Here is a 25,107-nt window from a genome sequence, read left to right as displayed (position 1 = left end):
GCCAACAAGAAGGCCCCGCATGCGGGGCCTTGGTATTGCGCTGATGCGATCGATCAGAAGCTGGCGCGCACGCCGACTCGGTACTGGTTCGCGTTGTCGATGAACTGAGCTTCGCCGACCAGGCCCCAGGTACGGGTGAAGTTGACCTGGCCGCCGAGGGTGCCGACGAATTCGCCTTCGTCCACGTCGCTGCCATCGATGTAGCCAGCCTTGATCCAGGCTTCGGTACGCGGCGAGGGCTTGCCGCGCAGGCCCAGGTTACCGAACCCCAGGGTGCTGGTATCGGACGAATCGCCCAGCGAACGGTTGCCGCGGCGCAGGTCGGATTCGACCTTGGAGCGCAGCACGCTGATGTCGGCGATGAACTCGACCCGCTCGGTCATTTCCTGGCGGTAACCGATGCCCAGGTTCGCCCGCTGCAGGGTGCCTTCGAGCACGAAGCCTGCGCCGAGGTTGAAGTCCTTTTCGGCGCGCTGGTAACCGGCGAACACGTAGACCGGTTCGGCGATCTGCCAGGAGCCGAGGATGTAGCCACCGTCCAGGTCATCGGAATCGCTGTTCACGCTGATCTCGGTACGGTTCCAGCCGCCTTCCACGTAGCTGTAGCTCAGGCCTTCGGCGGACGCAGCGAACGGTGCGGCTGCCAGCAGGGCGGCCAGAATGAGGGTGTTGCGCATGGGGTGCTTCTCTCCAGTGATATCCGTAAGTCCATCCCGTTGCGGGACGGGGGCGACGTCTCCCGTCGCGGCGCGCAATTTAACAGAACCTTCACAATACTGGCTATGGGGAAATCCCTGACATGACGCAGCGTCCTGCCAGCGGATGTCTCGCAGACAGCGAACGCCCCTCACGGCGCTGGTAGACTCTGCCGGCCGGTCCTCCGGCACTCACGAACGTCTTCAGGGCGGGGTGCGATTCCCCACCGGCGGTAGGCATGTGCACACGTGCGAGCCCGCGAGCGCTTCGCCGCCGATCCGCCCCGTGCGGGCACGGTGGAGAAGGTCAGCAGATCCGGTCCGATGCCGGAGCCGACGGTATAGTCCGGATGAAAGAAGACGGCCAACGCGCAGCCTCGCGGCGGCGCGCGCGCCCGTTTGCTTTGCCTGGTGGCGTTTTTCGCTCAACTCCTGCGAGAAACGACAATGTCCTTGCATCACCCGCTCCGCCTTGCCGCATGCAATCACTGCCCTTCAGTCGTGCAGCTTTCGCTGCAGGAGGGGGCACGCTGATGTTCACCGGAATCATCGAAGGCGTCGGCCGCCTGGCCGCGCGCCAGCCGCAGGGTGGCGATGTGCGCTTCACCTTTGCCATCGGCAGCCTGCCGTTCCACGCCGTGCAGTTGGGCGAGAGCATCGCGGTCAATGGCGTCTGCCTGACCGTGATCGCGTTCGACGCCGGCAGCTTCCAGGCCGATGCCTCGACCGAAACCCTGGCGCTGACCACGCTGGGTGCCTTGCCCGAAGGCGCCGTGCTGAATCTCGAACGCGCCATGCGCCCCACCGACCGGCTCGGCGGCCATCTGGTCAGCGGGCATGTGGATGGCCTGGGTCAGGTGCAATCGGTGCATGGCGATGCCCGCGCGCAGCGCTGGCGCTTCAGCGCGCCGGACGCGTTGCTGCGCTACATCGCCAAGAAGGGCTCGATCTGCGTGGATGGGGTCAGCCTGACCGTCAACGAAGTGGACGATGCCGGCTTCGAGGTCGCCCTGATCCCGCACACGGTGGCGCATACCGCGTTCGCCGCCACTGCGATCGGCGCGGCGGTGAATCTGGAGATCGATCTGGTGGCGCGCTATGTCGAACGCCTGCTCGGCACGCGGGGTGCGGCATGAAGTTCGCGCCGGTCCCCGAGCTGATCGCCGAACTGCGCGCCGGGCGCATGGTGGTGATCGTCGATGACGAAGACCGCGAGAACGAGGGCGACCTGATCATGGCCGCCGAGCTGGTCAAGCCGTCGGACATCAATTTCATGGTCACCCACGCGCGTGGTCTGGTATGCCTGTCGCTGACCCGCGAGCGCTGCGCGCAGTTGGGCCTGGCGCCGATGGTGCGCAACAACACCGCGCAGTTCCAGACCAACTTCACCGTCAGCATCGAGGCGGCCGAGGGTGTGACCACCGGCATTTCCGCCTACGACCGCGCGCATACCGTGCGTACCGCGGTGCGTCCGGATGCCAAGCCGCAGGACCTGAGCCAGCCGGGCCATATCTTTCCGCTGATTTCCCAGCCCGGTGGGGTGCTGACGCGTGCCGGCCACACCGAAGCGGCCAGCGATCTGCCGATGCTCGCGGGCCTGGAACCGGCCGGGGTGCTGGTGGAAGTGCTCAATCCGGACGGCAGCATGGCGCGCCGTCCGCAGCTGGAAGTGTTCGCGCGCGAGCATGGGTTGAAGATGGGGTCGATCGCCGACCTGATCGCCTACCGCCTGGCCAACGAGCATACCGTCGAGCGCGTGGACGCGCGCGAGATCGCCACCGAGTTCGGGCCGTTCCAGCTGGTGACCTATCGCGACCGCATCGCGCACGACCTGCACTTCGCGCTGGTGCGCGGCACTCCCGATCCGCACACGCCCACGCTGGTGCGGGTGCAGGTGGAGAATCCGCTGGCCGACCTGCTGCACTGGCAGCGCGAGGACTTCGGCGTCGCTGCCACCGACGCCTTGCGCGCCATCGCCGCCGAAGGGCAGGGCGTGATGGTGGTGCTGTCGGCGCCGCGCGACGGCGAAGCGCTGTTGGCACGCCTGCGCCAGCAGCCCGAAGCGGCCGCCAACGCCAAGGACGTGAGCCAGTGGCGGCGTAACGGCGCCGGCGCGCAGATCCTGGCCGAACTGGGCCTGGGCAAGTTGCGCGTGCTGGGCACGCCGCGCCGCCAGATCGGCCTGGCCGGCTTCGGGCTGGAAGTGGTGGAATATCTGGAGTGCCATCCCGGCGAAGGCATGCGCCCGGTGCCGCCAGGCGCGATGCCGTAAGACCGCGTGCGCTCACGCGGGCGCCAGGGACCATCAGGCAGGCATGCGCCCGGTATCTCCACCGCCACGCGCAGTGCCACACGCCAAGCGTGCGCCCGGCCCGGTCGTGCGCGATGTGCGGTGGTGGGTCCTCCCGCGCCGGCGTTGCCGTCGCGGCGTTGCATCGGTGGCGCCAGGCACGGTCTGGCGCTGCTGCCCGGCCCGGTGCCCTTGGGCGCAGCGGCCGGCGGTGCCGCCGCCACATGCGCATCGTGGCCATGCCAGGGCCTCAGGCCGCCAGGCCGGGCCTGCTTGTGCCGCTGTCTACGATCCCTGGCCGGGGGCTGGCCCCGGCAGCTGTTAAACTTGCCGCCCCCTCGAGTTGCCGACCCGCATGACCCACTACGAAGGCGATCTTCGCCCCACCACCGCGCGCTTTGCCATCATCGCCAGCCGCTGGAATGCCCGTATCACCGACGTGCTGGTCGCCGGTGCGCGCCAGAGCCTGGCCGGCAACGGTATCGGCGAGGACGCCATCGACGTGGTCCGCGTGCCGGGCGCGTGGGAGATTCCGGTGGCCGCCAATCGCGTGGCGCAGTCCGGCCAGCACGGTGCCATCATCGCGCTGGGGTGCGTGATCCGTGGCGATACCCGCCACTACGAACATGTGGCCGACCTGTGTGCCGAAGGCCTGATGAGCGTGCAGTTGCAGACCGGGGTGCCGGTGCTCAACGGCGTGCTGGCGGTCGAACGCGTGGAGGATGCCGAAGCGCGTGCCGGTGGCAGCCACGGCAACAAGGGCGAGGAATGCGCGCTGGCGGCACTGGAACTGGTGAACCTGATGGAGGCGTTGCCATGAGCAGGTCCGGTGGACACGCCCGTCACGGCCGTCGCGACGGTATCGACCCGGTGCTGCGTTCGCGCGCGCGTCGCCGTGCCTTGCAGGCGGTGTATGCATGGCAGATCTCTGGCGGCTTCGCCAAGCAGGTGATCGCCCAGTTCGCGCACGAGCAGGCGCATGAAGTCGCCGATCTGGCGTACTTCGAGAATCTGGTCGATGGCGTGATTGCCCATCGCGCCGAACTGGATACCGCGCTCACGCCGTATCTGGACCGCGGCGTGGAAGAGGTGGATGCGATCGAGCGTGCGGTGCTGCGGCTGGCCGCCTACGAGCTGCTGTACCGGCAGGACGTGCCGTACCGGGTGGTGATCAACGAAGCGATCGAAACCGCCAAGCGCTTTGGCTCCGAACATGGCCACACCTATGTCAATGGCGTGCTCGATCGCGCCGCGGTGGAGTGGCGCAAGGTCGAGTCTGGCGCCTGAAACGCCGGGATTCGGCATTCGTGATTCGGGATTGGTCGCGCGCGACGACTCCGCCGATGCGAGGTGCGCGCGTGAGTCGGGCAGTCGTGGGTCGAGTGAGGCCGTTTCCGCCCTGCCGCATTCATTGTTCGTGAGGCCGGCCAGCTCCGGTGCCGCACCTCACCAAGCCCGCTGTGACGAATCCCGAATGCCAAATCCCCAATCCCGGCCCTTCAAATGCCCGAATTCGATCTGATCGCCCGTCTGCGCGCACGCATCGCCGCGCGCGTGGATGTGCCGCTGGGCATTGGCGACGATGCGGCGTTGCTGCAGCCGCCGGCGGGCGAGCAATTGGCGATCACCGCCGACACGCTCAATGCCGGCGTGCATTTCCCGCACGAAACGCCGGCTGCCGATGTGGGCTGGAAGACGCTGGCGGTGAATCTGTCCGATCTGGCCGCGATGGGCGCGCAGCCGCGCTGGTGCACCTTGTCGCTGTCGCTGCCCAGCGACGATCCGGCGTGGGTGGATGCGTTCGCCGATGGGTTCTTCGCGCTGGCCGATGCGCACGACATCGTCCTGGTCGGTGGCGATACCACGCGCGGGCCGTTGTCGTGCGCGGTGACCGCGATCGGCAGCGTGCCGTCGGGCGCGGCCTTGCGTCGCGACGGCGCGCACATAGGCGATGACGTGTGGGTGACCGGTGCGCCGGGCGAGGCGGCCGCCGCATTGTCGCTGTGGCAGGCCGGCCGGCTGGATGTCACGCAGGTGGCGGCCGATCCCTTGCATGAGGCCTGGCGCGGCCGTCTGCTGCGCCCACAGCCACGCGTGCAGGCCGGCTTGCGTCTGCGTGGGCTTGCGCACGCCTGCGTGGATGTCTCCGATGGTCTGCTGGCCGATCTGGGCCACTTGTGCGAACGCAGCGGTGTGGGCGCGCAGATTCTCTCTGCCGCATTGCCGCCGATGCGGCGAAGCGCCGACATCGATGCGCACACCTGCCTGGGCTGGCAGCTTGGCGGCGGCGACGATTACGAGCTCTGCTTCACCGCTGCTCCACCGCATCGGGATGCGGTGGAGCAGGCGATGGGGTTCGCTGGCGTGGTGGCAACACGCATCGGTCACATCGTGGCCGCACCGGGCGTGGTCGTGCACGACGCCGACGGTGCGCTGTGGCATCCGCCGCAGCGTGGCTACCAGCACTTCGTCGGCTGACGCTTGCGGGAAGAAAGCGGGGCGGGATCTGCGCCGAGCGCGTGGTGTAACCGAGCGCTGCGTTGCTGCGGAGGCGATGGTCGGAAGTGCCGATCCACTGGGTGCCCTCATCCGCCCTTCGGGCACCTTCTCCCGCAGGCGGGAGAAGGGGGTGTGCCGGTGAATCGTGGCTGGCTTGGCGCGTGCGGGTTACCTGCCTCTGCGCAGCAAGACCCGACTCCCGACTCCCGACTCCCGACTCCCGCCTCCCGACTCCCGACTCCCGCCTCCCGACTCCCGACTCCCGACTCCCGAATCCCGAATCCCGACTCCCGACTCCCGAATCCCGAATCCCGAATCCCGAATCCCGAATCCCGAATCCCGGCCCTTGAGCCATACCGTACCGTCTGGTACGTTTCACGGGCGTTCTCCCCCGAACCACGGATGCATGGCAGTCGCCGCTGGGCCATCCCGGCCCGGCCTTCGTGGAGACAGCAGCATGAGCAAGCGTTGGATTCGTGGCATCGCCGTCCTGGCGTTGCTGATGGCATCGGCGTCGGCAGTGGCGGGCGCATTCCGCAAGACCTACGAACGCATCCCCGGCTGGGATGGTGCGCAGATGGGAGCCTTGGTGCTGGTGCCGCAGGGGCAGGGCGCCGGGCCGTTTCCGCTGATCGTGATGCCGGCCAGCTGGTCGCTGCCGAATCTGGAGTATCTCGGCCGCGCCACCCAGCTGGCCAGCGACGGCTACGTGGTGGTCAGCTACACCTCGCGTGGCTTCTGGGATTCGGCCGGGCAGATCGATATCGCCGGGCCGGACACGGTGGAAGACGTCAGCGCAGTGATCGACTGGGCGCTGGCGCATACGCCGGCCAACCCGAATGCGATCGGCGCGTCGGGGATCTCGTACGGGGCCGGGATCAGCCTGCTCGCGGCCGAGCGCGATCCACGCATCAAGGCAGTGGCCGCGCTCAGCGGTTGGGCCGATCTGGAGGCCTCGCTGTATTCCAATCGCACGGTCAGCCAGCAGGGTGTCGGGCTGCTGGTCGGGGCGGGCGCGTTGACCGGCCGGCCCGGTCCCGACCTTGCACAGATCGGTCGACGGGTCGCCGCAGGCGATTACGACGGCGCGGTGCAGGGTTTCCTGCCGCAGGCCGCCTCACGCAGCCCGGCCAGCGGGGTGGACGCACTCAACGCCAACCGCACTGCCGTGCTGCTGGGCAACGCCTTCAACGATGGCCTGTTCCCGCCCAACCAGACCGTCGCGTTCTTCAATCGGTTGCGTGGACCCAAACAGTTGCTGCTGAGCCAGGGCGACCATGCAACGACCGAATTGCCGGGCGCGCTGGGCCTGCCGAACGAGATCTACACTGCGGCCACGCGCTGGTTCGATCGCCATCTCAAGCAGCGCAACAACGGCGTGGATGCCGAAGCGCCGGTGCGGCTGTCGCCGCGCGCCGGGCAATGGCTGGAGTTCGCGGATTGGGCGGCGGTGCAGCAGGGCGGCACCCGGCTGGGCCTCTCTGCGCCTACGGGCCTGCTCAGTCCCACCGGCGGCCTGATCGGCGGGAACGCCAGTGGCTGGCAGTCGCGCATCGCCACCGATGTGCCCACCCTGGCCGACTCCGGCGTGGTGCTGGTCAGCGGTCTGCTGCAGGGCATCGGCGTGCCGGTGACCACCTCGATTCCGCTGGTCAATCGCGCCGGTGCCGCCGTCTGGGTGGGCGCGCCATCGAGCAGTACGCGACGCCTGGCCGGCAGCCCGTCGCTGCGCGTGACCGTGGTGCCCAGCCAGGCGAACGTGAGTCTGTTCGCGTATCTCTACCGCATGGACGCGCTGGGCGTGGCGCAGCTGGTGACCCATGCACCCTACTCGCTGCGCGGTGTCACTGCCGGCCGTGCGGTGACGCTGGACTGGCCGTTGCAGGCCGCTGCCACCGAAATCCCGGCCGGGCAGCGGCTGGTGCTGGTCGTCGATACCCGCGATGCGCGCTACACCGATGCCAGCGATGGCGGCGGCACGGTGACCTTCACCTCGCCGGCCGCAACCCCGTCGGTGTTGACGGTGCCGCTGCGGTAAGGCGTTGCAGCTCTGCAGGCGCAGTGCTGCGCCTTTGCTGCAGGTTCTTGCCGGCCACCATCGCGGAACACGCTGCAAGTGAGGTCCCTGTCGGCGCTGACGCGGCATCCATGCCGCGTAAGGTCACGCGACGGTGTACAGGCAAGGACCACAGCAGAAGCGTAGGCGTGGAAGCGCAGGGATGCCGCTTCCTGCCGAGGTCATCATGATTCCCACGCATATCGGTTTCGAGCTCCGGCCATCGTCCCCGGGGATCGTCTGCAGTGGGTGATTTATGCGGAATTTACGCGGTGGCCAGCGTAGGTCCGTAGCGATTTTACGCAGCCGGGGAAGACACTGCGCAGGTTGGCGGAGCGGTTCCGCCGTGGACGATTCCGATGCATCCCTTGACTTGTCTGCCCCACCGGCGTTGCGCGCGCGGTGCGGCAGCGCCTTGCCCTGTCGTCATCACCCAACTGCCTGCAGCTGCGGGCGGTCCATCGCACGCTCGCGCGTCTTTCGGGGAGTAGCCGACATGCCTGCCTGGTTGTCCCTGCTGTGCGGCCTGGCCGTACTCGTGGCCGCTGCGTACCTGTTGTACGTGGTGCTGCGGCCCGAAGACTTCTGATGCGAGTGCGCTGCAATGACTGAAACCTTTCTTGTTTACGTGCTGGCCATCGTGCTGGCGTGGCCGCTGGGCCGGTACATGGCGGCGGTGATGCGCGGTGCTCCGATGCGCGGCGATGGCGTGTTCGGGCTGATCGAGCGGCCCCTGTACGCGCTGCTCGGCACACGCCCGCAGCAGGGCATGTCCTGGCGCGGTTATGCCATGGCGTTCCTGATCAGCAACCTGGTGGTCGGCCTGCTGACCTGGGTGGTGTTCATGACCCAGGCGTGGCTGCCGCTCAACCCCGATGCCATTCCCAACATGCGGTGGGATACCGCGCTGCATACCATGGTGTCGTTCCTCACCAACACCAATCAGCAGCACTACTCGGGCCAATCGCAGTTGTCGTACCTGTCGCAGATGACCGGCATTGTCGGTCTGCAGGTGGTGACGCCGATGATGGGGCTGGCGCTGGCGGTGGCGACGCTGCGTGCCTTGTTCGGTGGGCGAGCCGCCGCAGGTTCGTCTGATGCCTGGTCGGCGTCGGACGCGACCGCGAGCGCCCGGCCAGGGATGACCGTGCAGGACGATGCGGAGCCGGCGTTGCGGCGGCAGGGATCGCAGCCGGCAATGTCCGGGGCGCAGACCTTGCCCGAAGCCGACGTCGGCAATTACTGGGCCGATGTGATCCGTTCCAGCGTGCGGGTGCTGCTGCCGCTGTGCCTGCTGTGGACGGTGTTGCTCGGTTGGCAGGGCGTGCCGTCCACGTTGCAGGGTGCGGCCACTGCAGTGCCGCTGGACAGCGGCGCCGGTATGGCCAAGCAGACCATCCCGGTAGGCCCGGTGGCGTCGATGGTGGCGGTCAAGCAGCTCGGCACCAACGGCGGCGGCTGGTACGGGCCCAATAGCACGGTGGCGCTGGAGAACCCCACGCCGCTGAGCAACCTTCTGGAAACCCTGGCGCTGGTGCTGCTGCCGATGAGCGTGGTGTTCATGGTCGGCTATCTGACCGGGCGCAAGCGCCTCACCGCTTTGGTGTTCGGGACCATGTTGACGATGTCCGCGGCGTCCACGGCGTTGTTGCTGTGGACCGAAGCGCATTCGGCCAGCGCCATATCGCCAGCGCTGATGGAAGGCAAGGAAGTACGCATCGGCGCCGATGCGTCCGCACTGTGGGCAGCATTGACCACGCAGACCTCCAACGGTTCGGTCAATGCGATGCACGACTCGCTGGCGCCATTGAGTGGCCTGGTCACGCTGGTGGACATGCTGATCAATGCCATCTGGGGCGGCATCGGCTGCGGGTTGCAGCAGTTCGTGGTGTATCTGCTGCTGAGCGTGTTTCTTGCCGGTTTGATGACCGGGCGCACGCCCGAATTGTTCGGGCGCAAGATCGAAGCGCGCGAAGTGCAGTTGCTGGCGCTGTTGATCCTGCTGCAGCCGCTGGTGGTGCTGGGCTTCACTGCGGTGACCTTGGCGGTGCCTGCGTTCACGGCCAACTCCAATCCCGGTTTCCATGGCATCAGCCAGGTGTTCTACGAGTACACCTCGGCCTTCGCCAACAATGGCTCGGGCTTCGAAGGCCTGGGCGATGCCACGTACTGGTGGAACCTGAGCTGTTCGGTGGTGCTGGCGCTGGGGCGGTACCCGGCATTGATCCTGCCGTTGATGGTGGCCGCGCGCATGGCCGTGAAGCGGCGTGCGCCGGAATCGGCCGGTAGCCTGCAGGTCGAAACGCCCACCTTTGCGTTGACCCTGATGGCGATCGTGCTCGTGCTGACCGTGCTGCAGTTCATGCCCGCACTGGTGCTGGGTCCTATCGCCGAACATCTCGCCCTGGCGGCGTCCTGAGAGTTTTGAGCAATGTCTACGATCGATACGACTGAAAAACGCGAGCGCGGTGACGCAGCGTTGTTCGATGCCGCCGTGCTGGTTGCGGCGATGCGTGCCGCCTTTCTCAAGTTGGCGCCGCGGCATCTGCTGCGCAGCCCGGTGATGGCGGTGGTGATGGGTGGCACGGTGCTGGCGGCGGTGATCACCGCCAGCGGGCACGCGCATGCCGGCTTCGGCTGGGCGGTGACCGCGATCCTGTTCGTGACGGTGTTGTTCGGCAATTTCGCCGAAGCCATCGCCGAAGCGCGCGGGCGCGGCCAGGCCGCCTCGCTGCGTCGTGCACGCAAGGATCTGGTGGCGCGGCGGGTGGACAGCGCGCTCGGTGGGCGCGAAACGCGGGTGCCGGCAGCCGAGCTGCGCCCGGGCGAGTACGTGATCGTCTCCGAGGGCGAGTTCGTCCCGGCCGACGGCGAGATCGTGCGTGGTCTTGCCACCATCAACGAAGCGGCGGTGACCGGCGAATCGGCACCGGTGTTGCGCGAAGCCGGCACCGACCGCAGCGGCGTGATCGGCGGCACCCGCGTGCTGTCCGACGAGATCGTGTTCAAGGTGACCGCCGAGCCGGGCCACAGCTTCCTGGACCGCATGATCGCGCTGGTGGAGGGCGCCAACCGGCAGAAGACGCCGAACGAAATCGCGCTGACCCTGTTGCTGGCGGCGATGACGCTGACCTTCCTGATCGTGGTGGCCTCGCTGCCGGCGATCGCCGGCTTCGTCGGCGTCACGCTGGACCCGCTGTTGCTGATCGCGCTGCTGGTGTGCCTGATCCCGACCACCATCGGCGGGCTGTTGCCGGCGATCGGCATCGCCGGCATGAACCGCGCGCTGTCGGCCAATGTGCTGGCCAAGTCCGGCAAGGCGGTGGAAGTGGCCGGCGACGTGGACGTGCTGCTGCTCGACAAGACCGGCACCATCACCTACGGCGACCGCCAGGCCACCGCGTTCCATCCGCTGGCCGGCGTCGATCGCGCACAGCTGCGTGACGCGGCCATGCTGGCCTCGCTGGCCGACCCGACGCCGGAAGGCAAGTCGATCGTCAAGCTGGCACGCCAGCAGGGTGCGGTGGCTGTCGAGCCGGAGGGCGCACATTTCATCGCCTTCACCGCGCAGACGCGCATGTCCGGCGTCGATCTCGGTGGCCGCAGCATCCGCAAGGGGGCGGGCGATGCGATCGTGGCGCATGTGCAGGCGCAGGGCGCCACGGTCTCGCCGGAACTGCAGGGCCGCATCGAGGAAGTCGCGCGCGGCGGTGCCACTCCGCTGGTGGTGGCCGAAGGCCGGCACGTGCTGGGCGTGGTAGAGCTGAGCGACGTGGTCAAGCAGGGCATCAAGGAGAAATTTGCGCAGTTGCGTGCGATGGGCATCAAGACGGTGATGATCACCGGCGACAACCCGCTCACCGCTGCCGCGATTGCCGCCGAGGCCGGCGTGGACGACTACATCGCCCAGGCAAGGCCAGAGGACAAGCTGGCACGCATCCGTGCCGAGCAGACCGGCGGGCGGCTGGTGGCGATGGTCGGCGACGGTACCAACGATGCACCGGCGCTGGCCCAGGCCGATGTCGGCCTGGCGATGAACTCCGGCACGCAGGCGGCCAAGGAGGCCGGCAACATGGTCGACCTGGATTCGGATCCGGCCAAACTGCTGGCGGTGGTCGAAGTGGGCAAGCAGCAGCTGATCACGCGTGGCGCCTTGACCACGTTCTCGCTGGCCAACGACGTTTCCAAGTATTTCGCGATCCTGCCTGCGTTGTTCGCCGCTGCGATTCCGTCGATGACCGCGCTCAACGTGATGCAGTTGTCCAGCCCGCGGCATGCGGTGCTGGCGGCACTGATCTTCAACGCCTTGATCATTCCAGCCTTGATTCCGCTGGCGCTGCGCGGCGTGCGCTTCCGTCCTTCCAGCGCCACGGCGCTGTTGCGCCGGAACATGCTGATCTACGGCCTGGGCGGTGTGTTGCTGCCGTTCGTGGCCATCAAACTGATCGACCTGGCGCTGGCCGCCACCCTGGGTACCTGAGTCATGACCACTTCGTCCAAACACACTGCCATGTTCGCTTCACTGCCATTGCGTGACGGGGGCGCTCTGCGTGCCTCGCTCGGCCTTGCAGGCTTCACGCTGCTCGGCCTGGGTCTCATGTATTCGCTGGTTGCCACCGGCATCACCGGCGCGCTGTTTCCGGCGCAGGCGCACGGCTCGCTGCTGCGTTCCGATGCGCAGGTGGTCGGCTCGGCGCTGGTGGCGCAGCCTTTCACCGATGCGCGTTACTTCCAGCCGCGCCCGTCTGCGGCCAAATACGATCCCACTGCAGCGGCGGGCAGCAACCAGGCGCGTTCCAATCCCGACCTGCAGGCTCGCATCGCCAGCACCCGTGCCGAGGTCGCCGCACGCGACGGCATCGCACCGGAGACGGTGCCCGGCGAACTGCTGACCCAGTCCGGCAGTGGCCTGGACCCGCACCTGAGCCCGGCCGGCGCGCAGGTCCAGGTGCGCCGCATCGCCGCGGCCCGCGGCTGGCCGGAACAACGCGTTAGCGCACTCCTGCAGGCCGCCACCGAACAACCGCAGTTCGGCCTGCTTGGGCAGCCACGGGTGAATGTGCTGGCGCTGAATCTGGCGCTGGATGCTGCGAGGGACCGGTAACTCTCGGGGCTCGGGGCCCGGGACCCGGGACCCAGGACCCAGGACCCGGTAAAGCATGGGCACCTCAGCCCTGTGCGTTGTGTCTCCCCGATGGCATGAACGGCAAGCGCCGTTATCGCGCAGCGTTGCGCGCTACGCTTCCCGGGTCCCGCCCCCAATCCCCAACCCCGAATCCCGAATCCCGAATCCCGAATCCCGAATCCCGAATCCCCGCCCCCATGTCCGACGCCCGCACCCAACACGCCGATGCCCTGATCGGCGAACTGCAACGCGAACGCGGCGGGCGGCTGACGGTGTTCCTCGGCGCGGCGCCGGGCGTGGGCAAGACCTACGCAATGCTGTCGCGCGCGCGCGAGCGGCTGCGCCAGGGTGTGGATGTGGTGGCCGGGGTAGTGGAGACGCATGGGCGCAGCGAAACCGCCGCGCTGCTGGACGGCCTGCCGCTGTTGCCGCGCATGCGGGTGAGCTATCAGGGGCGGGAACTGGAAGAGCTCGATCTGGATGCGCTGCTGGCCCGCAAGCCCGATCTGGCCCTGATCGACGAACTGGCCCATCGCAACGTGCCGGGCAGTCGCCACGAGCGGCGCTGGCAGGACATCGTCGAGCTGCTGGATGCCGGCATCGACGTCTTCACCACGATCAACATCCAGCATCTGGAAAGCCTCAACGACATCGTGCTGCGCATCACCGGCGTGCGCGTGTCCGAAACCGTGCCCGATGCAGTGTTCGACCGCCTGCGCGACATCGTGCTGGTGGACCTGCCGCCACGCGAGCTGATCGAGCGCCTGCAGCAAGGCAAGGTGTATCTGCCCGAGCAGGCCACGCAGGCGCTGCAGGCATTCTTCTCCCCGTCCAACCTCACCGCGTTGCGCGAGCTGGCGATGCAGACCGCCGCCGATCGTGTCGACAGCGATCTGCGCGACACCCAGAGCGCGCGCGGCCTGCCAGGCACCGCCGCGTTGCGCCGGCGGGTGGTGGTGGCCATCGATGGCCGCGGCAGTTCGGAGTATCTGGTGCGGGTGGCGCGGCGGCTGTCCGAGCGCCGCGATGCGCCGTGGACGGTCGCCACGGTACAGACACGCACCGTGGCCGATGCGGACTGGCAGCTGGAGATCGATCGCGCCTTCGCCCTCGCGCGCCGGCTGGGCGGCGATACCGCCCTGCTGCACGGCGCCAACGTCGCCGAGGCACTGCTGGATTTCGCTTCGCAGAACGGCGTTTCCACCCTGGTGCTGGGGCGTACCCGCGAACGTCCGTTGGCGCGCATGTTCAACCGCACGCTGACCCAGCAATTGCTGCAGCGTGGCGCGCATTACGAACTGGTCATCGTCAGCTCCGCCGATGCGCGCGCACGTGCGCGTCAGCGCTGGCGTAACCCGCGCCAGTGGCTGCAACGCTACGACCTGGCCTTTGCGGCGATCGCCGCGGCCGGCGCGGTCGGCGTGGCGTGGTTGCTGCAACGCTGGACCGACATCGACGACCTGTCGATGGTGTTCATTGTCGCGGTGGTGCTGGTGGCCTCGCGCACGCGTATGGCAGCCGCAGTGATCGCTGCGCTGCTGAGTTTTGTCGCCTACAACTTCTTCTTCATCGAGCCGCGTTTCACCCTGCACATCAGCGCGCGACAGGGCGTGGTGACGGTATGCCTGTTCCTGATCGCCGCATTGGTGGCCGGGCGGCTGGCCTCGCGCCTGCGCAGCCAGGTGTTGGCCTTGCGCGCCGCCAATGCGCACGCCAACGCGTTGCAGGCGCTGGCCCGCCAGCTCAGCACTGCTGCCGATCTGGGCCAGGTGCTGGAAGCGGGCCGTCGCGCGCTGGCCACCGCGCTGGATGCCGACGTCTGGCTGCGCCTGGAGCAGCGCGAGAGCGAGGCGCCGCCCGGGTTCGGTGCGCTGGACCGCAGCGCGGCAGAGTGGACCCAGCGCCACGGTCAGCCGGCCGGCCGCTTTACCGATACCCTGGCCGGGGCGCAGTGGTGGTGCCTGCCGGTGCGCCACGAACGCGGCACGCTGGGCGTGGCTGCGCTGCGCTTTCGACAGGCCGCGCAACGGCCTGGCCTTGAGCAACGCCGGCTGGCCGAAGCGATGGTGGAAGACATCGGCCAGGCGGCGCTGCGCACGCGCCTGGTCGCCGATCTGGAAGGCGCACGCGTCAGTGGCGAAACCGAGCGCCTGCGCTCGGCGTTGCTGTCGTCGGTGTCGCACGACCTGCGCTCGCCGCTGGCCTCGATGATCGGTTCGGCCAGCAGCCTGGCCAGCTACGGCGATGCGATGGACGCGCACGACCGCCACAGTCTGCTCGACACCATCCAGCTCGAGGGCGAGCGGCTGGACCGCTACATCCAGAACCTGCTCGACATGACCCGGCTCGGCCACACCGGGCTGACCTTGAATCGCGACTGGATCGGCGTGGACGAATTGATCGGCTCTGCCACGCGCCGGTTGCAGCGCTACCAGCCCGAGGTGCGCCTGCAGCTGGACCTGGCTGCCGACCTGCCGGCGATCTGGGTGCACCCGGCGCTGGTCGAGCAGGCCATCTTCAACGTGCTGGAAAATGCGGCGAAATTTTCGCCAGCCGGTGTGCCGGTGACCGTGCATGCGCAGCTGCGTGCCGGCGCACTGCAGATCGACATCGGCGACCAGGGCCCGGGCATTCCCGAAGACGAGCGCGCGCGCATCTTCGACATGTTCTACAGCGTGGAACGTGGCGACCGCGGGCGCAACGGCACCGGCTTGGGCCTTGCCATCTGCCAGGGCATGATCGGCGCGCACGGGGGCAGCGTGGAGGCATTGGCAGGTGCGCATGGTCACGGCACCACGATTCGCATTACGCTGCCGTTGCTCGTTCCCGCCGCGCCACCTCGCCCCGATGCCGACTGACCCCGCTGCCATCCCGCCCGCCCGCGTGCTGATCGTCGACGACGAGCCGCAGATCCGCCGTTTTCTCGACATCAGCCTGCGTGCGCAGGGCTACCGCGTGCTGCAGGCCGGCACCGCCGAAGAAGGCCTGGCCACGCTGGCCGGGCAGGGCGCCGAACTGGTGGTGCTGGACATCGGCCTGCCCGATCGCGACGGCCACGAGGTGCTGCGCGAGATCCGCCAGTGGTCCAGCGTGCCGGTGATCATGCTCACCGTGCGCGCGGGCGAAGCCGAAAAGGTCGCCGCACTCGATGCCGGCGCCAACGACTACGTCACCAAACCCTTCGGCGTGCAGGAACTGATGGCGCGCATCCGCGCGTTGCTGCGCCAGGCAGGCGCCGGCAGCACGGTGGAAGAAAGCGTGTTCGACGATGGCCGCCTGCATATCCACCTGGGCCTGCGCGAAGTCACCCTCGATGGCGAAGCGGTGCCGCTGAGCCGCAAGGAATACGCCTTGCTCGCGCTGCTGCTCAAGCACGCCGGCCGCGTGGTGACGCAGCCGCAACTACTGCGCGAAGTGTGGGGCCCCACCCACGAGGAAGACACCCACTACCTGCGCATCCTGGTCGGCAAGCTGCGCCAGAAACTGCATGACGATGCCGCCGCCCCGCACTACATCGTCACCGAACCGGGGGTGGGCTTGCGGTTTATCGGGGTGGCGCGTTGAGGTGAGCCTGTCACTAGGCGTCCGGCAACAGTTTGCCCGGATTGAGAATCCCATCCGGATCCAGCGCCGCCTTGATCGCGCGCATGGCTGACAACGTGGCGGGATTGAAGGCCTGGGCCATGAAATCGCGCTTGGCCACGCCGATGCCGTGCTCGCCGGAGAGCGTGCCTTCCAGTGCCAGGACCAGGGCAAACAACCGCGGCAATGCGGCATGCGCACGGGCGTCTTCGTCGGCGTCGGCCGGGTCGTACATGATGTTGACGTGCAGGTTGCCGTTGCCGGCATGGCCGAAGGCGACGATCGGCAGTGCGAATTCCGCCGCCAGTGCTTCCACGCCGGCCACCAGTTCGGGAATGCGCGAGACCGGCACCACCACGTCTTCGTTGATCTTGCCGGGCTTGATGGTGCGCAGTGCCGGCGATAACGCACGGCGTGCGGCCCAGAGCTTGTCGCGCGCACTGCCGTCGGCGGCCACGTCCAGGCTCAGCACGCCCTCGCCATCGGCTGCGTCATGCAGCGCCTGCAACGCATAGGGCAGGGTGTCGTGGTCGCCATCGGCTTCGATCAGCAGCATCGCGCCGGCGTCGGGCACGTCGCTGCCATTGCGACGCAGCAGCGCGATCGCGCTGGCATCCATGAATTCCAGCATGGTCGGCGTGGTCGGTTGCGCCATCAGTCGCGATACCGCAGCCGCGGCGCTGGCCGCATCGCGATACAGCGCGCGCAGCCCGGCCTGCACCACCGCGCGCGGGGTCAGTTTCAAGGTCGCTTCGACGATGATCGCCAGAGTGCCTTCGCTACCCACCAACAAATGCGTGAGGTCATAGCCGGTGGAATTCTTGGTGTAGGCGCCGCCGCAACGGATCACCTCGCCGGTGCCGGTGACGGCCACCAGGCCGAGCACGTTGTCGCGGGTGGCGCCGTACTTCACCGCGCGCGGGCCGCCGGCATTGGTGGAGAGATTGCCGCCGATACTGCAGATCTCCGCGCTGGACGGGTCCGGCGGCCAGAACAGCCCATGCGGCTGCAGGGCCTGCTGCAGATCGCCATTGAGCAGGCCGGGCTGCACCACCGCGCAGCGGTCTTGCGGGCGCAGCGCCACGATGCGATTCATGCGTGCCAGCGAGAGCACCACGCCGCCGCAGAACGGCACCGCCGCACCGGTGGTGCCGGTACCGGCGCCGCGTGCCACGATCGGCACGCCATGCGCGCGGCAGGCCTGCACGATTGCCACCACATCCTCGGTATCGCGCGGCAAGGCGACGGCGGCGGGCAGCGCCCAGCGGCGCGAATCGTCCTCGCCATGGCGGCGGCGTGCGTCGTCGCCGGTCAACCAGCCATCGGGCCCAAGCCGCGCGGCCAGCAATGCGGCCAGGGCAGTGGGAAGCACATCGGTCATGACGGGTGATCCTGTGGTGCCGTGCGCTGGATGCATTTCCAGCCCAGCACTGCGACGGTGAACGGCAGCCACACCCAGCGCAGCTCGGAGAGCAGCGTGGAGAGGCCGCGCGAATTGAAGAATCCATTGGCGAACGGCGACACGCGAATCGGCCGCCATGGTGCGAACCAGCGCGTCTCGCTCCACGGCCACGCCAAGGCGACGCCAAGCCCGCCGGAGGTCATCGCATCCAGTACCGGGTGCGATGCGGTGCAGACGAACAGGAAGGCGGCCGCCTGCAAGGCGTCCGCACGCAGGGGGCGATGCGCAAGGCCGCCGAGCGATGCGACCAGGCCGGCAAACAGCAGCGAATGGCTCGCACCGCGATGACCGAAGGCCTCGGCATATGGGATCTGTAGCGCGAAGGCCAATACATCGGCATCGGGCAGCATCGCCGCCACGACGCCGGCCATGAGCAGGCGTGGCGACAGGCGGCCGCGTTCACTGGCGCACCAGAGCGCCAGCGGCACCGCGGCGTGGGTCATGATCGTCGGCATCGGAACGTCGGTGCGCGTCTCGGGGGTGATCAGCACTCGTCGGCGCGGAAGGCGTCGCGGATCCAGTGCAGTTGCGGCGGATCGCCGCTGGCGTCCACCACATCGAAGCGGCACGGCAGCGACGCCAACGCCGGGTGCGCGCCGAGGAATAATTGCGCGGCCAGCACCAGCTTGCGGCGCTTGCGCACATCCACCGACGCCGCGCCGCCACCGAAGCGGGTATCGCGGCGGTAGCGCACTTCCACGAACACCAGCATCTGAGCGTCGCGCATCACCAGGTCCAGTTCGCCGCCGCGGTAGTTGGCATTGCCCGCCACCAGCCGCAGCCCGGACTGTTCCAGCAACGCGCGCGCAGCCGCTTCCACCGCCGCTCCGCGTTGCTGGCGCGCTGCCGGCATGGGGATCAGCGGCCGTCGGCGATCGGGGTCGGGCGGCCACCGCTGAAGGTGGACCAGGCGGGCGTGCGCAGTACATTGCCGAAGCCATCCAGATGCAGCACGCCGGTGGCGCCGCGCAGGCCGCCATCGGTGCCGGTCGCCAGTTTCTCCAGATAGGCGCTGATCTTCCAGGCGTCGTAGCCGAACGCGAACAGGCGTGCGGCCGGGCCGCGCGCGCTGGGCAGCGTGCTGGCCACCTGGCTGGCCGCCGGCAGGCCGGACACCCCGAGGGCGGTCCAGGTTTCGCTGGGGTAGATCATGCCGTCCAGGGCCAGGTCGTCTTCGACCTTGCCGGTGCCAGCCACCAGCTGCGACGTGCCCACGCGCGACTTGCCGGCAAAACCGGCCAGCGCCAGCTGCGGGGCCAGCGCACGCGCGATATTGCCGCGCACCGCCAGGAACACCGCATCGGCGGTGCCGTAATTGCGCAGCTGCGCGCCGATGTCGCCGGGCGCATCGGCCACGCTGATGCTGCCGGCGACGCTGCCGCCGCGTTCGGTGAAGCGGTCGCGGAAGGCCTTGATGGTGCGCTTGCCGTTGTCGTCGCTAGTGCCGACGATCAACACGTTGCGGCGCTCGCGCGCGAGCAGGTATTCGGCGGCCATGATGCCGTCGTCTTCGGGCGCCAGCGAGAAGCCGGCACTGCCGGTGGGGGGAGCCTTGTTGTCTGTGGGGCGATTGAGCGCCAGCACCGGCACGGCGAGCTGACCGCGCGCGAACAGTGCGCTGACTTCGTCACGGCCCAGCGGACCGACCACATAGTCCACGCCCGCGCCCACCGCCTTGTCGTAGGCGGCATTGGCACCGGCGGCGGTCCCTGCGGTGTCGAAGAACCGCAGCTCGGGGCGGCGGCGGGTTTCGGCGTAATAGCCCGCCAGCAAGCCATCGCGCACCGGCGCGGCGGCGGTGGCCAGGTTGCCGGTGAGGGGGAGCAGCACACCCAGCTTGACCGGTGGGCGATAACCGTCGCGTTCGGCCGGCGGCCGCTTGCTGGTGTCGAAGCCCCATTGCGCATCACGCTCGAAGGCGCGGGGCAGCGCCAGGCCGCGGCTGATCAACGCGCGCCCGGCGAAGTTGTACAGCGGGTCGCCGGCCGGCAGCGCGGCAGTGCGGCCCTTGAGCGTGGCGTCGTCGAGCGCGGCGAGCAGGCGCACGATGACGCGCTGGTTCTCGCTGCGCGCGTTGCCGGTCAGGCTGGCGTCGGCGCGCGCCCGGTCGGCGGCGGCGCCGAACAGGTCGCCGTTGGCTTCCAGTGCGGCGGCGTGGGCCAGCAGCCAGCGCGTCTGCAGCGGCTGCGGCAATCCCTGCGGGCTGTCGCCCAGCGCCTGCAGCGCCTGTGCGCCCTGCTTGTCGAGCACCGCCAGTTCGCCGGTCAGCAGGCCGAAGCGGGCGCGTTCTTCACCGCCCAGATGGCGTGCGTTGACCTGTGCCAGCAGTGTGCGTGCACGCGCGTCGTCGCCGGCGTCGTGCCAGCCGAATGCGGCGGCGGCCAGCAGGCGGCTGCGCTGTGCGCCACTGGCGCTGGCGGCCTCGGCTTCCAGTTGCTGCGCCGCCTCGCGCGGCTTGCCCTGGTCCAGCAACGCCAGCGCCGCACTCTGCGTCGGCGATGCGGTCTGGGTCACGCTGCTGGTGGCGCAACCGGCGGCCAGCATGACCAGCAGCGACAGGGCGGAGATCCTTGCAACACGCTTGTTCATTTCAGATCCATTGGACAGGGGTCGCCAGGGCGGCCCGTGGAAAACCGCTACGATTCTACCCTTTGCCCCCGGAAGACCGCTGATGATGTCCCCTGGAACCCTGCACGTGGTCGCCACGCCGATCGGCAATCTGGCCGACCTGTCGCCGCGCGCGCAGGAGGTGTTGCGTGGCGTGGCCGCGATCTGCGCCGAAGACACCCGCCATACCCGCCAGCTGCTCGGCCATTTCGGCATCGACCGCCCGCTGCTGGCCCTGCACGACCACAACGAAGACGCCATGTCCGAGCGCATCGTGGCGCGGCTGCGCGAGGGCGAGTCGCTGGCCATCGTCAGCGACGCCGGAACCCCGCTGGTGAGCGACCCGGGTTTCAAGCTGGTGCGTGCCGCCCGCGCGGCCGGCATCAAGGTCAGCCCGGTGCCCGGCGCGTGCGCGGCGATCGCCGCGCTCAGCGTCGCCGGCCTGCCCAGCGACCGCTTCGGTTTCGAAGGCTTTCTGCCGGCCAAGAGCGCCGCCCGCCGTGAACGCCTGGCGCGGCTGGCCGGCGAGACCCGCACCCTGGTGTTCTACGAGTCCTCGCACCGCATCGTCGAGTCGCTGGCCGACCTGCGCTTTGCCTTTGGCGACGACCGCCCGGCGGTGATCGCGCGCGAGCTGACCAAGCTGTTCGAAACCGTGCTCGACGGCAGTCTGGCGCAAGTGCAGGCCCAGATCGAAGCCGACGACAACCAGCGCAAGGGCGAGTTCGTGGTGATGGTGCAGGGCGCCGCCGACGCCGCCGACGGCCAGCTCGCCGAAGGCCGCCGTGTCTATGCCAAGCTCGCCGAACACCTGCCGCCGTCCACCGCCGCCAAGCTTGCCGCCGAATTGACCGGGGCGCCGCGCAAGGCGCTGTACGGCGGTTAGGGTTGTGGTGGCAGGGGCGTGCCTGCCCAGGGTTGCTCGGTCGGCCCCTCGCGCCCGGGAGTTTCTGGCGTGCAGTGGCGCGCTCGGAATCGTCGCGCCGTCTCGCATGCCGGCGATAGCGTAGAATGCGCGCTGGCGGAGTCGGCCAGACAGTCGCGTCACCCGCAAGGGTGCCGAGGAAAGTCCGGGCTCCATAGGGCAAGGTGCCAGGTAACGCCTGGGCGGCGCAAGCCGACGGAAAGTGCAACAGAAAGATACCGCCTACGTCCCTCGTCACCCCTCTGTCGCCACCGGAGCATGTCAGCGATGCATTGCATCGCCAAGTGCATTCGGAGGCCGCAGAGGGGTGGCGAGGGGCCGGTAAGGGTGAAATGGTGCGGTAAGAGCGCACCGCGAGTCCGGTAACGGACCGGCACGGCAAACCCCACCTGGAGCAAGACCAAATAGGGATCCATTGGCGTGGCCCGCGCTGGATCCGGGTAGGTTGCTTGAGCGCTGCGGTGACGTAGCGCCTAGACGAATGACTGTCCACGACAGAACCCGGCTTATCGGCCGGCTCCGCCGCCTTTTTTGGGCGTAGGCCCAAAAAAGGCGCCCACGCTTCGTACCGCCTTCGGCGGTACAAAACGCGGGCCCCGGCTCCGGGCATGCCACAACCCCGCGGCTGTCGCCGCGCCCCCTTGACTCAAGGGGGCTTGCAGATAGTTCGTTGGCGGGGGCGCTGCGCACTACGTGATCGACTCCCTTCCACCGCTTGCGGGGGAAGGTGCCCGAAGGGCGGATGGGGGGGCGCCCACACTCCGGCGCCGCAGGTCGTCATGCCTGCAGCGCTTGGCACCGACGGTGCTGCCCTCATCCGGCGCTGCGCGCCACCTTCTCCCGCAGGCGGGAGAAGGGACACCTGTGGCTGCGGGAGAGGGACTTCTGGCTTCGCGTGGACCTGGCGGTTGCACTGCAATTGACTGCCTGCCGGTTCCCTTCCACCGCTTGCGGGGGAAGGTGCCCGAAGGGCGGATGGGGGCGAGCACTTGGTGCAGCCGCGTCTGCGATCCAGGCGATCCGGTGCTTCGCTCATTGGTGCTTGGTTTGGGCTTTGCCCTCGCGGCGGACGCTGCGTGCGTTGCTGCGGCTTGTTTGAGGCGTTTTCTGTATCGCGCTCAACCGAACGAGCGGGTGAATAGCTCGCCCAGTGCGTCGATGATGCTCTGGCCCTGGTCCTTCAATGTGCCGGCCGCTGTGTTGAGGGCGGCCAGCGGCACGGAGGTCATTTCCAGCGGTTGCAGGATGACGCTTTGGCCAGTCACGGTGAGTAGCGCGTTTTGGTGATTTCCAGCCGGGTCTGCCCCTGGAAGATCCCATTCGGGCCGAAGCGGCGCTCGTGAATGAATCCCTGGCCTCGATGGTCCATCGCCACGACGGTACTGGCGCGGGTGCCGTAGGCCGGGCCGGCGATGAAGGCCGCCGAGAGCAGGCGCTCGGTGGCCAGATCCACGCCGGTGCTGGGCAGGACCGCATCGGGTGCGGTGGCACGGTTGCCCAGCGCGTCCCACAGGGGTTGCAGGTCGTCGCTGCCGACGCGACACCAGTCGTGCAGGGCATCGGTCAAGGCGCGCGTCTTCGGCCAGGCCGCGTCCAGTAGGCCGTTGGACATGCCGTGGATGCCTGGCTCCAGCTGGCGCGCCAACGGTGGGTGGTTGCTCAGGTGCTCGCAGCGGTCTGCGTCGCACAGCAGCAGATTGAACGGCGGGAACGCGTGCGCGGCGCCAGCGAGCGCGTGGGCGTACGCGGCGGCATCCAGGCCGTCGGACAGATAGTCCGCAATCAGGTGCCCGCGCGAGCGGCCCGAGGCAGTGGCGAGCGGGTCGCGCACGTTGGTGACCACCGCAACGCGGCCGTCGTTGCCCAACCCGACCCAACTGCCGCCCGAGCGCAGGTCGCGCCCGGCCAGCACGTTGTCGGCGGGTGCTGCCCAGCGCGCGAGTGGGGCGGTCGGACGCTCATGGAATTCGTCGCGGTTGCCGGCCAGCAACAGGCGCCAGCGCGGGTGGGATTTCCAGGCAAGGGCAACCAGGCACATGTTGCAGATTGTCGCCGGTTTGCGCAGTTGCGGTGTGCAGCTGACGCAACGTGAAGTGAGACCGGGGTCGGGTTTACATGGTCTTCACCGCCCTGAATTTTCGTTCAATCTCAAAATCTGAGACGAAACAGCAACTTGTGGATAAGCTTTGAACAAGTCTCTAAAGATTGCTGCAACTCATTGATGTGACTGGCGATTTGGGGTCATCAAAGTTGTTGACAACCTTTGACGCGCTGCTAAGGTGGGCATCGGAGGGAAAACCAGGTGTTTTGTGGTTTTTCGTGGTTCAATGATCCCCAGCGGTGATTCGAGGTTGCATTCGGTGTTTCAGGGCGAGACTGCCATCACGGTGGACGACAAAGGGCGCATGGCGGTACCTACCGCTTATCGCGACCTGGTCGCGCGCGTGAGCGGCAATCGCCTGGTGCTCACCTACAACCCGTTCGAAGCCGGATGCTTGTGGCTGTACGCGGAAAAGGAGTGGGAGCGGGTGCGCGACGATGTGATGTCCAAGCCCAATACCCAGCGCGTGGTCCGCACGCTGCAGCAGAAGCTGGTGGGCTCGTCCGCCGTGCTGGAGCTGGACGCCAATGGCCGCCTGAGCATTCCTGCCAGCCACCGCAACGCGGTGGGCATCGAGAAAAAAGCCGTGCTGCTGGGCATGGGCGACAAGTTTGAACTGTGGAGCGAGCAGGCGCATCGCGCACTGATCCAGCAGACATTGTCTGACGGGGATCTGGGCGATGAATTGCTCGATCTCAGGTTGTGAGCCGGGGTGCCCGGATGCGCGGTGAAGCGCAGCCCGGTCACCCGGTGTCGCAGCCGCCGGCGGCGCATGTGCCGGTGCTGTACACGCAGGTTCTGGACGGCCTGCAGGTGATCGACAACGGAACCTACCTCGATGGCACGTTCGGGCGTGGCGGACACGCACGCGGCGTGCTGGAACACCTTGGACCGGGAGGTCGACTGCTGGTGATGGACAAGGACCCCGACGCGATCGCAGTGGCCGAACAACGGTTCGGTGGCGATGCGCGCGTGTCCATCCATCGCGGCAGTTTCGCCACGCTCGGTCAGGTGGTCGCGGCCGCGACGGTGGACGGCATCCTGCTGGATCTGGGGGTGTCTTCGCCGCAGCTGGACGTGGCCGGGCGCGGTTTCAGCTTCGGCAAGGACGGCCCGCTGGACATGCGCATGGATCCGGACAGTGGCCAGAGCGCGGCGCAGTGGCTGGCGCAGGCTGGCGAGCGCGAGATCGCCGATGTGCTGTGGACCTACGGCGAAGAACGCCAGAGCCGCCGCATCGCGCGCGCCATCGTGGCGCGGCGTGCCGAACAGCCGCTGCTGCGTACCGCACAGCTGGCCGATCTGATCGCTTCGGTGATGCCGCGCGGCGACAGCAAGACCCATCCGGCAACCCGCAGCTTCCAGGCGATCCGCATCTACATCAACCGCGAACTGGACGATCTGGAAGCCGGGCTGGACGCTGCGCTGGACGCGCTCAAGCCGGGCGGCCGGCTGGCGGTGATCAGCTTCCATTCGCTGGAAGACCGCATCGTCAAGCAGTTCATGGCCCGCTACGCCAAGGCCCCGCCGAGCAACCGCCGCCTGCCCGAAGCGCAGCCGTTCGTGCCCACGCTGCAGCTGATCAGCGGCGCCATCAAGGCCGATGACGCCGAACTGAGCGTCAACCCGCGCGCCCGCAGCGCGGTGTTGCGGGTGGCTGAGAAGCTGGCGGGACCCGGGACCGGGGACCGGGGACCCGGGAAGAGCGACAGCGACAGCGACAGCCATGACCCGTCGGGCACCGGCTTTGGTTCTTCCCGGGTCC

The 25,107-nt window shown here is 68.3% G+C and carries 21 protein-coding genes, 1 other RNA gene, 1 pseudogene and 1 riboswitch; of the genes and pseudogenes, 16 read left to right on the top strand and 7 right to left on the bottom strand.

The genetic code is table 11. The annotated features are described in order from the left end of the window. Positions 1-53: 53 nt before the first annotated feature. Entirely contained in the window at positions 54-677 is a 624-nt protein-coding gene (locus LL962_RS18175) for a hypothetical protein (protein WP_104584951.1), read from the bottom strand. A gap of 214 nt (positions 678-891) precedes the next feature. Continuing rightward, positions 892-1,061: riboswitch (FMN riboswitch) on the top strand. A gap of 167 nt (positions 1,062-1,228) precedes the next feature. On the opposite strand from LL962_RS18175, the gene LL962_RS18170 reads away from it, so the two are divergent. From LL962_RS18170 to LL962_RS18115, 12 genes are all read left to right on the top strand, one after another. Next, on the top strand, positions 1,229-1,831 hold the full coding sequence (locus LL962_RS18170) for a riboflavin synthase (protein ID WP_228317926.1): 603 nt from the start codon (positions 1,229-1,231) through the stop codon (positions 1,829-1,831). Then, positions 1,828-2,967 carry a 3,4-dihydroxy-2-butanone-4-phosphate synthase gene (gene ribB / locus LL962_RS18165; RefSeq protein ID WP_228317925.1) on the top strand — a complete coding sequence of 380 codons (1,140 nt, stop codon included), beginning with the start codon at positions 1,828-1,830 and terminating at the stop codon, positions 2,965-2,967. The genes LL962_RS18170 and ribB overlap by 4 nt, the downstream gene beginning before the upstream one ends. 373 nt (positions 2,968-3,340) lie before the next feature. Further along, the gene (ribH, locus tag LL962_RS18160; RefSeq protein ID WP_104584945.1) at positions 3,341-3,805 is read left to right on the top strand and encodes a 6,7-dimethyl-8-ribityllumazine synthase; all 465 of its coding nucleotides are present in this window, start codon (positions 3,341-3,343) and stop codon (positions 3,803-3,805) included. Beyond that, complete coding sequence (gene nusB, locus LL962_RS18155) at positions 3,802-4,272, top strand: transcription antitermination factor NusB (protein WP_104584943.1); 471 nt, start codon at positions 3,802-3,804, stop codon at positions 4,270-4,272. Before ribH ends, nusB begins: the two co-directional genes overlap by 4 nt. A 216-nt stretch (positions 4,273-4,488) precedes the next feature. Next, entirely contained in the window at positions 4,489-5,463 is a 975-nt protein-coding gene (thiL, locus tag LL962_RS18150) for a thiamine-phosphate kinase (RefSeq protein WP_228317924.1), read from the top strand. 478 nt (positions 5,464-5,941) lie between these two features. Beyond that, positions 5,942-7,522, top strand: coding sequence for a CocE/NonD family hydrolase (locus tag LL962_RS18145; protein ID WP_228317923.1), 1,581 nt, complete (start codon positions 5,942-5,944; stop codon positions 7,520-7,522). Between the two features lie 514 nt (positions 7,523-8,036). Further along, complete coding sequence (locus LL962_RS18140) at positions 8,037-8,129, top strand: potassium-transporting ATPase subunit F (RefSeq protein WP_104584937.1); 93 nt, start codon at positions 8,037-8,039, stop codon at positions 8,127-8,129. 15 nt (positions 8,130-8,144) lie between these two features. After that, on the top strand, positions 8,145-9,959 hold the full coding sequence (kdpA, locus tag LL962_RS18135; protein WP_228317922.1) for a potassium-transporting ATPase subunit KdpA: 1,815 nt from the start codon (positions 8,145-8,147) through the stop codon (positions 9,957-9,959). Between the two features lie 12 nt (positions 9,960-9,971). Beyond that, positions 9,972-12,020, top strand: a complete 2,049-nt coding sequence (gene kdpB, locus LL962_RS18130) for a potassium-transporting ATPase subunit KdpB (protein WP_228317921.1) — start codon at positions 9,972-9,974, stop codon at positions 12,018-12,020. A 30-nt stretch (positions 12,021-12,050) separates the two neighbouring features. Beyond that, positions 12,051-12,644 (top strand): potassium-transporting ATPase subunit KdpC, encoded by a 594-nt coding sequence (kdpC, locus tag LL962_RS18125; RefSeq protein WP_228317934.1) that lies wholly within the window; start codon positions 12,051-12,053, stop codon positions 12,642-12,644. Positions 12,645-12,862: 218 nt separating this feature from the next. Continuing rightward, positions 12,863-15,523, top strand: coding sequence for a sensor histidine kinase (locus LL962_RS18120; protein ID WP_228317920.1), 2,661 nt, complete (start codon positions 12,863-12,865; stop codon positions 15,521-15,523). Continuing rightward, the gene (locus tag LL962_RS18115) at positions 15,513-16,229 is read left to right on the top strand and encodes a response regulator (protein ID WP_228317919.1); all 717 of its coding nucleotides are present in this window, start codon (positions 15,513-15,515) and stop codon (positions 16,227-16,229) included. The genes LL962_RS18120 and LL962_RS18115 overlap by 11 nt, the downstream gene beginning before the upstream one ends. A 13-nt stretch (positions 16,230-16,242) precedes the next feature. Here the strand turns inward: LL962_RS18115 and LL962_RS18110 are convergent, their stop codons facing one another. The 4 genes from LL962_RS18110 to LL962_RS18095 are packed head-to-tail and all read right to left on the bottom strand — an operon-like array spanning position 16,243 to position 20,298. After that, complete coding sequence (locus LL962_RS18110) at positions 16,243-17,628, bottom strand: FAD-binding oxidoreductase (protein WP_228317918.1); 1,386 nt, start codon at positions 17,626-17,628, stop codon at positions 16,243-16,245. Next, complete coding sequence (locus tag LL962_RS18105) at positions 17,625-18,164, bottom strand: metal-dependent hydrolase (RefSeq protein WP_228317917.1); 540 nt, start codon at positions 18,162-18,164, stop codon at positions 17,625-17,627. The genes LL962_RS18110 and LL962_RS18105 overlap by 4 nt, the downstream gene beginning before the upstream one ends. 29 nt (positions 18,165-18,193) lie before the next feature. Further along, positions 18,194-18,562: a YraN family protein gene (locus tag LL962_RS18100; RefSeq protein WP_228317916.1), complete on the bottom strand. Its 369-nt coding sequence runs from the start codon at positions 18,560-18,562 to the stop codon at positions 18,194-18,196. A gap of 5 nt (positions 18,563-18,567) precedes the next feature. Next, a complete protein-coding gene (locus tag LL962_RS18095) occupies positions 18,568-20,298 on the bottom strand; it encodes a penicillin-binding protein activator (RefSeq protein ID WP_228317915.1) in 1,731 nt (576 codons plus the stop codon). Positions 20,299-20,380: 82 nt separating this feature from the next. Here LL962_RS18095 and rsmI point away from each other — a divergent pair, with 82 nt between their 5' ends. Then, positions 20,381-21,202 carry a 16S rRNA (cytidine(1402)-2'-O)-methyltransferase gene (gene rsmI / locus LL962_RS18090; protein ID WP_228317914.1) on the top strand — a complete coding sequence of 274 codons (822 nt, stop codon included), beginning with the start codon at positions 20,381-20,383 and terminating at the stop codon, positions 21,200-21,202. 137 nt (positions 21,203-21,339) lie between these two features. After that, an RNA gene (gene rnpB, locus LL962_RS18085) (RNase P RNA component class A) lies at positions 21,340-21,766 on the top strand. Between the two features lie 593 nt (positions 21,767-22,359). Here rnpB and LL962_RS18080 read toward each other — a convergent pair. Beyond that, a pseudogene (locus LL962_RS18080) lies at positions 22,360-22,512 on the bottom strand (CcdB family protein); the annotation flags it as partial. Beyond that, on the bottom strand, positions 22,503-23,279 hold the full coding sequence (locus LL962_RS18075) for an NRDE family protein (protein WP_228317913.1): 777 nt from the start codon (positions 23,277-23,279) through the stop codon (positions 22,503-22,505). The pseudogene LL962_RS18080 and the gene LL962_RS18075, both read right to left, overlap by 10 nt. A gap of 313 nt (positions 23,280-23,592) precedes the next feature. Between LL962_RS18075 and mraZ the strand changes: the two genes are divergently transcribed. Both mraZ and rsmH read left to right on the top strand, forming a co-directional pair. After that, positions 23,593-24,048 (top strand): division/cell wall cluster transcriptional repressor MraZ, encoded by a 456-nt coding sequence (gene mraZ / locus LL962_RS18070; RefSeq protein ID WP_005910933.1) that lies wholly within the window; start codon positions 23,593-23,595, stop codon positions 24,046-24,048. 14 nt (positions 24,049-24,062) lie between these two features. Further along, positions 24,063-25,107 (top strand): 16S rRNA (cytosine(1402)-N(4))-methyltransferase RsmH (gene rsmH / locus LL962_RS18065; protein WP_228317933.1); only part of this gene is annotated, 1,045 nt, incomplete at its 3' end.

The organism is Xanthomonas sp. NCPPB 1067 (assembly GCF_020783795.1).
GTDB classification, from domain to species: Bacteria; Pseudomonadota; Gammaproteobacteria; order Xanthomonadales; family Xanthomonadaceae; genus Xanthomonas; species Xanthomonas melonis.
This window is presented reverse-complemented; position numbering and strand designations above follow the sequence as displayed.